Source organism: Haloarcula hispanica ATCC 33960, assembly GCF_000223905.1.
In the GTDB taxonomy this organism is placed as follows: Archaea; Halobacteriota; Halobacteria; order Halobacteriales; family Haloarculaceae; genus Haloarcula; species Haloarcula hispanica.
This window is the reverse complement of record NC_015948.1, coordinates 1,609,594-1,620,542: the sequence shown is the minus strand read 5'-3', so window position 1 is coordinate 1,620,542 and position 10,949 is coordinate 1,609,594. Positions and strand designations below refer to the sequence as shown.

11 protein-coding genes and 1 pseudogene are annotated in these 10,949 nt (G+C 52.8%); 8 read left to right on the top strand and 4 right to left on the bottom strand.

The window, feature by feature from the left end; translation table 11 throughout:
* Positions 1-9: 9 nt before the first annotated feature.
* From HAH_RS08135 to HAH_RS19500, 3 genes are all read left to right on the top strand, one after another.
* On the top strand, positions 10-387 hold the full coding sequence (locus HAH_RS08135) for a DUF5820 family protein (RefSeq protein ID WP_014040493.1): 378 nt from the start codon (positions 10-12) through the stop codon (positions 385-387).
* Positions 388-419: 32 nt separating this feature from the next.
* A complete protein-coding gene (locus HAH_RS08130; RefSeq protein ID WP_023843285.1) occupies positions 420-869 on the top strand; it encodes a UPF0179 family protein in 450 nt (149 codons plus the stop codon).
* Between the two features lie 301 nt (positions 870-1,170).
* On the top strand, positions 1,171-1,566 hold the full coding sequence (locus tag HAH_RS19500; protein WP_144443757.1) for a cyclin family protein: 396 nt from the start codon (positions 1,171-1,173) through the stop codon (positions 1,564-1,566).
* 408 nt (positions 1,567-1,974) lie between these two features.
* Here the strand turns inward: HAH_RS19500 and HAH_RS08120 are convergent, their stop codons facing one another.
* Positions 1,975-2,517: a glycosyltransferase gene (locus HAH_RS08120; RefSeq protein ID WP_014040491.1), complete on the bottom strand. Its 543-nt coding sequence runs from the start codon at positions 2,515-2,517 to the stop codon at positions 1,975-1,977.
* Positions 2,518-2,886: 369 nt separating this feature from the next.
* Positions 2,887-3,087: a hypothetical protein gene (locus tag HAH_RS08115; RefSeq protein WP_023843284.1), complete on the bottom strand. Its 201-nt coding sequence runs from the start codon at positions 3,085-3,087 to the stop codon at positions 2,887-2,889.
* A 361-nt stretch (positions 3,088-3,448) separates the two neighbouring features.
* Between HAH_RS08115 and HAH_RS08110 the strand changes: the two are divergent.
* From HAH_RS08110 to HAH_RS08100, 3 genes and pseudogenes are all read left to right on the top strand, one after another.
* A pseudogene (locus HAH_RS08110) lies at positions 3,449-4,320 on the top strand (hypothetical protein).
* Positions 4,321-5,082, top strand: coding sequence for a hypothetical protein (locus HAH_RS19110; protein ID WP_079891615.1), 762 nt, complete (start codon positions 4,321-4,323; stop codon positions 5,080-5,082).
* Entirely contained in the window at positions 5,079-5,978 is a 900-nt protein-coding gene (locus HAH_RS08100) for a hypothetical protein (protein WP_014040486.1), read from the top strand. Before HAH_RS19110 ends, HAH_RS08100 begins: the two co-directional genes overlap by 4 nt.
* Before the next feature lie 70 nt (positions 5,979-6,048).
* Here HAH_RS08100 and HAH_RS08095 read toward each other — a convergent pair whose 3' ends face one another.
* Both HAH_RS08095 and HAH_RS19105 read right to left on the bottom strand, forming a co-directional pair.
* Entirely contained in the window at positions 6,049-7,188 is a 1,140-nt protein-coding gene (locus HAH_RS08095; protein ID WP_023843282.1) for a glycosyltransferase family 4 protein, read from the bottom strand.
* Between the two features lie 166 nt (positions 7,189-7,354).
* Positions 7,355-8,695: a sulfatase-like hydrolase/transferase gene (locus HAH_RS19105; RefSeq protein WP_014040484.1), complete on the bottom strand. Its 1,341-nt coding sequence runs from the start codon at positions 8,693-8,695 to the stop codon at positions 7,355-7,357.
* 237 nt (positions 8,696-8,932) lie between these two features.
* On the opposite strand from HAH_RS19105, the gene HAH_RS19495 reads away from it, so the two are divergent.
* Positions 8,933-9,853: an alkaline phosphatase family protein gene (locus tag HAH_RS19495; protein ID WP_144443756.1), complete on the top strand. Its 921-nt coding sequence runs from the start codon at positions 8,933-8,935 to the stop codon at positions 9,851-9,853.
* Between the two features lie 123 nt (positions 9,854-9,976).
* Positions 9,977-10,918 carry a hypothetical protein gene (locus tag HAH_RS19490; RefSeq protein WP_144443755.1) on the top strand — a complete coding sequence of 314 codons (942 nt, stop codon included), beginning with the start codon at positions 9,977-9,979 and terminating at the stop codon, positions 10,916-10,918.
* Positions 10,919-10,949 lie beyond the last annotated feature (31 nt).

Genomic DNA, 10,949 nt, shown 5'->3' with positions numbered 1-10,949 from the left:
TTCGACGGTATGGACCTGTCGGCCCTTCCCGAAGACTGGACGGTGTGGAACGAAACCGACGACAAGCTCATCCTCGCGTACCGCCCGGACATCTTCGACTCCGAGCAGTTCCCGGCGCCGTGCCTCCCGACCATCTATCTCACGCGCGGGAAACGGACCCGCCGCCCCGGCGCTGACCGGACCGGAGAGAGCTGGTACGTCACCTTCTATCTTGAGCCCGACGTCGAGCGCGACGCCGATTCCTACGAGCGCCGCGACGCTGCCGTCGAGGGCGCTGTCGATTTGGCAACTCGGTTTGCCGACGGCGAACTGGACTACCGCTCGCTGTATCAGGTACCCCGCGAGGCGTATCTGGACAAACTGGACGAACTGACCGGGCGGTCATGACGCTTTACCGTGGCGACACTCTATAGCCCAGTATGACTACTGTCACGCTCGTCGGGACGCGCCTCGCCGAGGTCGGCGAGGAATTCGTCTACCGCGGCGAAGCTAGCGGCTGTGAGGGGTGCCCGTATCGGGACCAATGCCTCAATTTGACCACGGGGAACCGGTACCGGATCACCAACGTCAGACAAAGCGGCCAGACGCTAGACTGTGCTGTGCACCAAGATGGTGTTCGCGCTGTCGAAGTCGAGCCTGCGCCGATCCAGGCGAACGTGCCCTCGAAGGGCGCGTATGCTGGGAGCAAGGCCTCGCTGATGGGCCCCTGTCCACACACTGAGTGTCCCAGCCATCCCTACTGTGAGCCCGCCGGCGCTGAATTTGATGAGGAATATCGGATTGACGAGATTATCGGCGATCCGCCGCATGATTACTGCATGCTAGATCGTGATTTGACGTTGGTTGAGTTGGAAGCACCCGGAGAATAGTTGAATGCACTCTTTGGTATCTGTGTGTTAGCTTATTGATCCCCGGGGCAAGGAATTGCACACAACGTTCTTTCTCGCGACCGACGGTAAGGGCGACATGCTCAGCCCGGAATGGATAGACAAGATGGAGCGATTGCGGTAGCACCACAGGCGATCACGATGCAGTCGGATCGACACAGTGGCTGAGCGAGGGCTTCCGTGCTATCGGGATGCTCAAAGCCAACCTGGAATTCCCCGGTCACGTCACCACGGACGCGGCGCACTATCTGGAAGCGGCCAAAGACACGCGGTTGCCGGGCGGATGGCCTGGGAGTCGCTGGCGGCTGGTGCAGTGCTGTTAGCGGGGCGTGCAAGCGGCGTGGAGCGAACGCCGGCCCAGATAGCCCAGTTCGCAAAGAGCAGTCGTGAGCGCGTGTGTGCGGCCGCACGGAAGATCCGGTTGCAGACGCCTGTGGACGCACCGGTCGTTCGCGATCGGGCGGTGGACCGGGTCGTGACGCCCCTCGGTGAGACTTGCATCGACGTGGAAACAGGGATCGAACTGGTGCGTGTCGGCGAGCGGTTGCTAGACGTGGCCGATACAGTCCCGATCGGTCCGGGCATGGATGACCGTCGCTGGGGCGGCCGTCTACGCGGCAGATCGGCTCACGCCGGAGAAAGCCCTGACTCAAGCGGACGTAGTTGCGGCGGTGAGTGAGACTGTGCCGACTTCGAAATCCAAGATCGCACGCTACTCCCAGGCGGTGTACGAGGCGGGCAAAACCCACCTTACGCCGACAGACTCGGTTGCTGAGCTGGTAGCGAGCGACTAGCGGGGCTCTTCCCCGTTCGTTTCGACCACGGCCCCGCGACCCCACCTCTCCACCCTCCGCTCCGTGCTCGCTTCGCTGCGCGCGCAGCCACGACCTTACTGTGGGTGGCAGAGAACGCGTGCTCGGGTTCAGACGACGATGTAACGAGTGGTAGATTGGTCGGCCGGTATTTCTGTTGAGAGGGAATGTGCAAGTCATTACTATAGTAATCACCCGGTCCAGAAGGCCTGTTGTCGAGTTTCGATTTCTGTGAGCACCATTAACAGGACCTCACACCATTCTTCGGGATATGACTATTTACTTGGGTAACTGAATGATGTCCGAGTAGACGAGTCGATGACTTCTTCGATGGCCGACTCCGGATGCGTGGCGGCGACCACCGTGCAGTCGGCGGCCATCGCCTCGACGAACGTAATGCCAAATCCTTCCCGCATACTCGGTAAGACAAGGACCTGAGCGGCGCGCATGTGGCCAGGGACGTTCTCGTACTCCTCAAGAAAGCCGATTATGTCCATTCGGTCGGCGTGTGAGGGCCCCGCGTTTCCCTTCGAGTCGGTCGCGCTCGGGCCCGTCACCGATGATGCCCAGCGTGGCTTGTGGTCCGCAGCGACACTGTCGAACGCTTTGAGGAGCATGTCGACGTTCTTGTGTTCGATACCGTTCGGGACGACCTCGATGGTCTCGCGGCCCGGGCTGAACTCGGCCAGTCGGTCGGCGGTGATTCCTGAGAGGGCGATCGGGTGCTGTGGTGTGCGGGCAGTGACGTGTTCTGCGAGCTTGGCACGACTGAGGTCTCTCTGCTTTCCTGAATGACTCTGGCTTGGATGTTGCTGCACAAACAGCCGTGTTTCGGTGAGAGAACGAGTATGCTAACAGCTAGAAAGCTCTGACCAGCTCCGGTCGAGGCACTCGTTGTAGTCCTCACTCACTGCGTTCGTCGCGGTCCTTGCGTTGTCCGCCTTTCCGGAGCCAGTCACCCCTTTCAGTCCCACCCATAGTCGGTTGACTGGGCGGTATGGAGGGGCCTGAAAGAGGCCGCGTTCTCGACAGAATCTTGTGAAGCAAGCACCTAAGCCGTGTAACAAGTCGCGTGAGTCGAGAAAGCGGGAGAGTCTTGTGGCTTTCGCCATCAGTCGATGCTAAACCAAACACTGTCTGCAGTGGTACCCACGGATACTAGACCGACTCCACTTAAGGGACCAAACTCAGGCATCGTCACAGACGACAGCTTGGATCTCTTGGAGGAGTTCCGAATCGTGTTCTTTCAGGTGCTCGATATCCTCTGCTAGTGGCCCCTCGATACGCGCACGGATTCGGGATCGTGCCTCGTATTCCCGTTGTTTCTCTTTTTTACCCGCCAAGCATTCCCTCTCGTAACCTGTGAGAATTCCACGTCCAGCTGGCATAGCTACTGCTTCCAGTGCCCGCATCTAATTCTTGTTGCACTCACCCGTACTCTAGCATAAGGTTGCACGTATAGGCCAAGTTTTAAGTTAATATGGGCATATACGTACAAGTACGAGGCGTGGGGAATCAGGTCAGAAAATGGCCGCCGGATGTTGCAGCATCCGATGACCGCGCTTCGCTACCACGAAGCATGATACGTTGCGAGACTGACCGACAAGAATTTGTCGCACATGACGACACACAGGTACAGCTCGCTGGTAACCTTCACGAACAACCGATCTGTGGTTCTGTTCGTTTTCCAGCACACACTCCGAGTCATGTCCGGCTGAAGGACCACAAGGGACGTCGAGGTGAGTACTGATGACAGATCACACTGCTGAGGACTTTCAAGACGTTTACGTCCGTATCCAGTCTGATCTCGTCGTTATCGGCGATTCGATCATGACCGATCGCCACCACGCGTCCAACGGTAACTACGAAGATGGCGATCCACAGAACCAGATCGGCGGCATCATTCCCGCGTTCCCACTCTCCGGATGGCTTCGCCACGGTGTGGAATCAGTCGTCCAGCGATACGGAAGTACAGCCTGCCATCCCGGCGAAGCGAACGCGAATTTCAAAAAGAACGGTGTCTACGAGCGAGACCTTGAGGGCGGCTACCACGAGAAAGGTGCGTGTATCAATGAGCAGCCTGCAGCTGATGGCTGTGTCGTCTTCGACCTCTTCGGTGGATTCGGCGGGATTCCAGGGAAAGTGATGCGGCGCCCGATCAAGTTCAACCCCGTCCGCTCCAGTGTCGATTACACTCGCGGTCAGGCCGAAGGTCACTATCGCCGTCTCAACCGTAACATCGTCTCACGGAACAGAGCGGACGGCCGCGAGCCGCTGCGGAATGCCGAACTGGACGCGGTCGCGAATCTCGACGGGTGCTGGCATCTCTCTTTTCGGGAGCCGAAACCAGAATTCCTTGGAGTTCTCTGTGAAGCAATCGACTTCCTCGATTCGCATCAGACGGACTTCATGCATCAGCTCGGCGGTGCTCGGAACTTCGGTGCGGGGATTGTCGATGCCCACGTAATCAATCCACTCTACGATGACAGAGAACTGAACCGTGTGTTCGACCGGGGAAAGACCGAACGAACGTGATGGTAGAGAAAGGCACTAACTGGACCGACACATACCGACCACGGTTTGTCCAGGCACTGGAGGAACGCATCGCCGAGCGTGCATAGATGACGGGGACACGACCCTCTTCCGACGACCGGACTGGCGAAAGCGAGATGATTGCGGTCTACCGGCACGATGTCTACAAGCTAACTGGGCAGCCACATGCTGATGCTCTGGACACGTACGCGGGTGTCCCTGTGAACCAACCGGTACCACTCGGTGCAGACAGAGATGCTGCTGCGCTGAGTCGGCCGGACGGCTCGCCTACACAGACGGTGGTGAACCACATGACACTATCCCGACTGTCGCTACTGACCGGTGTTCCAGTTGAGCAGGCCCCGCCACATGATGAGTCCGTACTTGCCCCTCTCGTTACCGAGGATGACCCGGAGGTAATGCACCAGCGATGGCTCGAAACCGATGTCGCCGCAACTGTCAACGAATCCGTCTACTATCCATACACCTCCCTGAAGTACCATACGCTCCTCACGGCCGCACTCTTGGACAACTACCGCGATGGTCACGACTTCGCGGATCTGCACCTTGTCGTCGACCAGGATGGAAGACGCGTTCCCCACCGTACCGTCTACGCCGACGTAGACTTCGCACTGCATCTTGATGGGGGGACACACGATAAACCGAGTATACGCCTCGGTGACCGTCCACGGCGTTCGTGGGCAGCCACCTGGAGCCGTCTCCCGGCACACCCACTTGCCACCGACTCTGAGGCATACGATAGAGTCCTCGATGCGAATCTTCGTCGCATTACTGCGTGGTCGACGGCACTCCAGTATCTCGAGGACTTCATGACAGGGGTTGAACGATGACGCTCTTACAGCAAGTCCACTGGGAACTCGAGATGGATTACATCGGTCATCCCTACTACGTCTCGGGTAACGCGATTCTGCATGCACTCGGCCAACAGCTGCCACAGGACGTACACGAGACGCTGCATGCGAGTCATGGGTTCTTTGTCCCGGGGCAGTTCGGAACCTTTCCTGAGACACACTCACAGGACGGAATCCGACCATATCTCGGCAGTGGTCTCCCCGATGTCGAGACCTACGATGATCTGTTCCTGCTGCGCCAATCGTCGCACTCGTGGCTCCTTGACTCACGGCCCCGCGACGCGCTGAACACACATGATATCCGTGTCCAGAGTGGGCACCCAGCGCTCACTCACGAGACGATCATGGGGAGGCCGCAGGCAGCAGACAAGAAACAGCAGACGACCAAGTGGTACGTCCACGCCTATCTCCACGCGGACGGCTCAGACTGCATCCCGATTGAAGACCGTCACCTCGATGGACTCCAGTTCGGCGGAAAACGCAACTATGGCTACGGTGCAGTCTCACTGAAGGACACGCAGGTCGTCGATATTGAGTCTCTCGATTTCTCTCGGCTCGAAGCTGCTGACGAATACGTTCTCTCGCTCACCACGCCGTTCGTGCTTGAGACAGAGTATCCCTGCGCCGCCGACCAGGATATCCCCTGGTGGTGGGCTGTGGACCGCTGTGACCTCCGTGAACGTCAAGAGAAACTCCTTGAACAGCGTGAGGTATTCTCGCTTCAGACAGTTGACCATGGACAGACTGTCCGCTATGATGGTGACTGTCCAATCAAGACAGCGAAGAATGGCCTCTGTCGAATCGGCAGCCACGCAAAATACGGCTTTGGGGAGATCCGTGTAACTCCGCGTGAAGCTCACGACACTCTCAGCTAATAAAGAAATCACATTCCCAACAGTAGCTACTCTCTCCACACTTCTTGCCACGTTCTCTTTTTCGTTGACCTCACCACTCCCCAGCCGCCGCAGCCCTGTATGCTTCCAGTGCGTCATCGGCGACTTGATCCCAGTCAAACCGCTTTGCGCGCTCCAGTGGGTCTGTCGATGGCTGCGTACCGGCAAGGACCTCATCCAGTACGATGGCGACGCCATCAACAGTTGGTTCGGCTAGGAAACCAGCGTCGCCGATTACCTCACCGACTGCCGAATCCGGATGGTCCGCGCCAATGACTATACAGTCCGCGGCCATTGCTTCTGCAGCTGTAATTCCAAAGCCTTCACGCGTACTTGGCGTCGCGAAGATACTGGCCGTCCGCATCTGCGCGAGGACGTCGTCGTACTCCTCAAGGAAACCGGTGAATGTGATTTGCTCGGCCATCGTCAGCGAACCGGCCAACGTTTCGAGTTCCTCACGTTCAGGTCCATCACCGATGATGCCGAGTGTGGTTTCGTCTGATGCGACCTCCTCGAACGCCCGCAGGAGTATGTCGACGCGCTTGTCCTCGATTAATCGTCCTGCGAACAGAATATCGAATCCATCTTCGGCGGGCGGCGTGTTACGTATCTGCTCATAATCGATTCCATTTGGGACGGTTCGAATGTTCGATTGTTTGGGTCCGATTTCTGCGAGACGACTTCCGGTGAGTTTTGAAACTGCAATTGGGTGCTGTGGAACGCGAGCTGTCGCGTACTCAAAGGTCTTGCCGAACGGCGCGAGATAGCCCAGATAGTCCTCCCAGTAGGTTCGCCAAACTTCGTGCCAAGTCGTCACGAGTGGTGTATTCGTACGGAGGCTAGCGAGTTTGGTAGCGAGAACCGGAAAGTATGGGAATACGCTGGCGACAACGACATCGTGTTCATCAATATGCCGGCGCAACGGAACAACAACGTCCTTTGAGAACTCAAGGGCCTCTGTGATGGAACGACGTCCATCATCGTTGGTGTAGAGTTCCCGCTCTGGACTGACTGCTCGAAGAGTCATCCCTTCGTAGGTCATTTCCATGGGGCCGTCCCAGTAATGCCTCCCGTAAATCGTGACATCATGGGCCTGATTAGTGAGTCGTTTGCCTATCTCGTAGATCCGTTTCTCTGCACCGCCGGTTATGAACGGATACAGAACATTACTCACAAAAGCGATGTTTGTCATTCAGTAGGTAATAACTTGCACAACAACGTCTTGAACACTACGTTTCAAAGAAGAAATCAGTTATCGGACTTTCATCTATCAAAATAGGATTCGATCTATTCCTACCTGTATTTCCATCATCTAAAATTCCGAAGAAATAAAAACATTTGAAAGATCCCTGGAAAATTCACCGATATCCGAGTGCTTCGAGTTGATCCTGAACCATTGCGGAGGCATCTGTTTCGATATCCATATCATCCCAGGTATCGGGAAGATGACCCAACAAAGAATCGATTGTATCGTCTGAAAGAGTTTCGAATGTCTCACCCCCGTTTTCATGTACTGTTGCATCAAGCGTCACGTCATCAGTTTCAGAGCGGATTACCTTCTTATCACCTTGATAGATTGCCTTCCGTTCGGTTCCGTATCGAGTAGCTTCGCAGATTGTGTATCGATCTTCCGGAATTTTGCCGAACCAGTTCACACCCCTGAATTTCGGTTCATCAATGCCCAATCCTGCACAAATAGTCTTCGGAATATCCCTCCCATTTGGTAGCCCTCCCTGAAACTGTGACTCGAAGTTTGGATGATGTAGTGCAACAGGTACGCGTGCTACTTCATCAAAGGGGGTTCCACCATGTCCAACGCCATAATTTGGACGAGAGTCGGCGAATTGCTGATCTCGATCGGGATGTTCCCACATTGCTTCGCCGTGGTCTCCGATAACTATAAGAAGAGTATCGTCCACCAGGTCTTCGACTAGCGGTTCAAGTGTATCCTCGACATAGTCTAGTGCTGCGCGGTAGAGACGAAGGCGATTTTCACGCCATCCTGATGGAGCATCACTGTAATTCTCTGTATATTTTACGAGCCTGCTCAGTCCATCAAGCGAAGGATCAACATCGCGAGATTGGACGTATTTTTTTGGTGGCTCAATCGGAGCATGGAGATCACCAAGTTGTAGATAACCATATGTTTGTTCTCGATTCTGGCGCCAAAGCTTGTAGTCCGAAAGTACTGTTTTGACGTCTGCATCACCATACACTCGATGGCTCTCAAACCATCCACGGAGTGCAAGAAACGGAGTAATAAAACTACTACCTAAGTATGTATCGTATCCGGCACTCGCCAGTACGGCAGGAAGTGTGGGGGATCCGGTGAACTGTTTAGGGAGAGCAAAAGTACTTTCATCAGGATGATCGTGAGCGACGGCACCGTGTTTATGTGGAAGCTGTCCGGTTTGCATTGAAGTCACCGAAGGAAACGTCCATGTGCCGGGTGCGATTGACCGTTCAAAATGTAGTGAGGCTACGTCTGGGACGAAATCAGGCCGTAAAGCATCGATGGTAACTATGAGAACGTGATCTGGTGCATCTGAACTCAGATCAGGAGCGATCGAAAGGTTATTTTGATGCTCTCGATCCGCTTGAAACGAAATATATCGATAGTAGAATGGACCGAGAAGGGTTTTGAGATCAACAGGAACTTTTGACTGGGCTTTACGGGCCAAATCAGTAATGTTTGGCATTCATCTTGTATATGTTTTCGAGGAACTATTGATTTTACTGTTGAATTGGAGAACTGTTAACCAATACCTCATCCTAACGATATTTGTCGGTGAGAAAAGAGTACAGGGCAGATGTTTGATCTTGGGAACTTACTATGGCTGAACGCATAGCCATTAAATATCATGTTGGGTCCTACAACGTAGATTAAATGACTTGATAGCCACAATTAAAGTAAGATTGGGAGTAGAACTGTTACTATGGGAATTAGCCAATGGATGGGAGAATCTTATGACCGAATTCAGCAGCATGGAATCAAAGGTGCTAGACATTCTCTACGGCCAGTAAAAAATAAGATAATGTCGCTAAGTGATCCCTTGTTTCCTCCCGGTGAATCTATCTATGAGACGGATTGGGATTTGCTAATCATCATGGACGCATGTCGACTTGATCTCATGCGGGAAGTAGCGGGAGAGTACGATTGGATTGATCAAGTAGAATCAATTCGATCAGTTAATAGCACTACCGCTGCATGGATGCGAGATACGTTTACCGAGAACCGTCGAGAACAGATGGCTGAGACAGCATACATTTGCGGCAATCCATTCAGTGAAAGCAAACTAGATTCACGTGACTTCTCGGTGTTAAAAGAAGTTTGGCAGTCCGCTTGGACGGAGCCTGGAACAGTCCCACCAGAGGCAATTACTGACGAGACAATCCAAATAATGCGAGAGGAAGATCATGATCATGTAATTGCACATTATATGCAACCTCATTGCCCCTTTTTATCGAAACCAGAACTGAGTCGGGGGAAAGATCTGGATAAATTCGGAGACCAAGACTGGCGAGACGTTTGGGAACAGCTTGAAGATGGTGATCTGAACCCAGATGAAGTTTGGGAGGGGTATCGTGTTAACCTTTGCCGTGGCTTAAACGAAGTGGATGAACTTCTTAAGAATGTCAACGCTGATCGGGTAATCGTAACCTCTGACCATGGTAATGCGATGGGTGAATGGAGCATTTATGGACATCCGTCTGATCTGCCATTAAGATGTCTTCGTTCGGTGCCTTGGATAGAGACAAGCGCTAAAGATAATAACACTAGAGAATTAGAGGATTGGCAGGAAAACTCCGTAAAAGCTGATCGAGAAGAGCAATTGTCGGCCTTGGGATATCGGTAAGTGAGTTCACCAATAAACGAATACGTGATTTAATGTTATAATTCAATTACAACTACTTTACCTGATTTAACTATTGCAAAGATGAATGCTTATCAAGGTGCAGATTCTGATATATATTAGATAATGTCGTTGCGTGAGAAATCTAAAATTTTTGTAAAGGAATCAGCTCGACATCTAAAATATGATGGAATTCGAGGAATTCAGTGGCCATTATGGATGATTTACAATGAGGCAGCCATTCGAGGAAGCGGAAGGTATTTTGGATTTCAAGGTGAGAATATCTTCTCGAAAAATTGGGATCTTCTTATTTTGCTTGACGCTTGCCGTGTAGATCTTCTACAGGAATATCGTGATCACGAGGCCTTGTCGTCTGGGGATTGGCAGACAACAATGTCAATTGCGCCCAATAGCAAACGATTTCTGGACAATACATTTGATGAATCTGTGAATGATGAAATAAACCAAACCGCTCTAATATCTGCGAATCCCTTTACTGACCAAGTCCTAGATGAAATACGTCCTGATTATTTAGACGAAGTTTGGAGATATGCTTGGGATGATGAGTTGGGAACTGTACCAGCTTCTGCTGTAACTGATCGAGGTATTGCTGCAGGTAGACAAAAAAACCATGATAGATATATCGTACATTATATGCAGCCTCATTTCCCATCTGTTCCCAGACCGGAACTCGGATCAAAAATGCAGAAGGGAAGAGCTGAGGAATGGAGTGGCTCCATTTGGGATCAACTCTTAGAAAATGATGTTTCAAAAGATGAAGTTTGGGAGGCCTATAAACAGAATCTAAATTATGTTCTGGATGAGGTTAAACAGCTATTGTCGAATTTCGATGCAAGAACGGCAATTATTTCTGCGGATCATGGAAATGCTATGGGGGAACGTAGCTTTTATGGCCACCATGATTATCCTGTTCCAGAGATTTGGGAAGTTCCATGGGTAGAAACGACTGCGATAGACAACTGTACTCGAGAGCCCAGTGACTATGAGACAGACAGTCAGATTGAGCCCGATATTGAGGATCGACTTGCGGACTTGGGATATAAGTGAGCCACTCATTGCTTCATTGAGATGTAGTCAT

Excerpts from the sequence above, each read along its gene's own strand:
- HAH_RS08115 (WP_023843284.1), bottom strand. The coding sequence starts at position 3,087 with ATGCCAGCTGGACGTGGAATTCTCACAGGTTACGAGAGGGAATGCTTG.
- HAH_RS19495 (WP_144443756.1), top strand. The coding sequence starts at position 8,933 with ATGGGAATTAGCCAATGGATGGGAGAATCTTATGACCGAATTCAGCAG.
- HAH_RS19500 (WP_144443757.1), top strand. The coding sequence starts at position 1,171 with ATGGCCTGGGAGTCGCTGGCGGCTGGTGCAGTGCTGTTAGCGGGGCGT.
- HAH_RS19105 (WP_014040484.1), bottom strand. The coding sequence starts at position 8,695 with ATGCCAAACATTACTGATTTGGCCCGTAAAGCCCAGTCAAAAGTTCCT.
- HAH_RS19490 (WP_144443755.1), top strand. The coding sequence starts at position 9,977 with ATGTCGTTGCGTGAGAAATCTAAAATTTTTGTAAAGGAATCAGCTCGA.
- HAH_RS08135 (WP_014040493.1), top strand. The coding sequence starts at position 10 with ATGGACCTGTCGGCCCTTCCCGAAGACTGGACGGTGTGGAACGAAACC.
- HAH_RS19110 (WP_079891615.1), top strand. The coding sequence starts at position 4,321 with ATGACGGGGACACGACCCTCTTCCGACGACCGGACTGGCGAAAGCGAG.
- HAH_RS08100 (WP_014040486.1), top strand. The coding sequence starts at position 5,079 with ATGACGCTCTTACAGCAAGTCCACTGGGAACTCGAGATGGATTACATC.
- HAH_RS08130 (WP_023843285.1), top strand. The coding sequence starts at position 420 with ATGACTACTGTCACGCTCGTCGGGACGCGCCTCGCCGAGGTCGGCGAG.
- HAH_RS08095 (WP_023843282.1), bottom strand. The coding sequence starts at position 7,188 with ATGACAAACATCGCTTTTGTGAGTAATGTTCTGTATCCGTTCATAACC.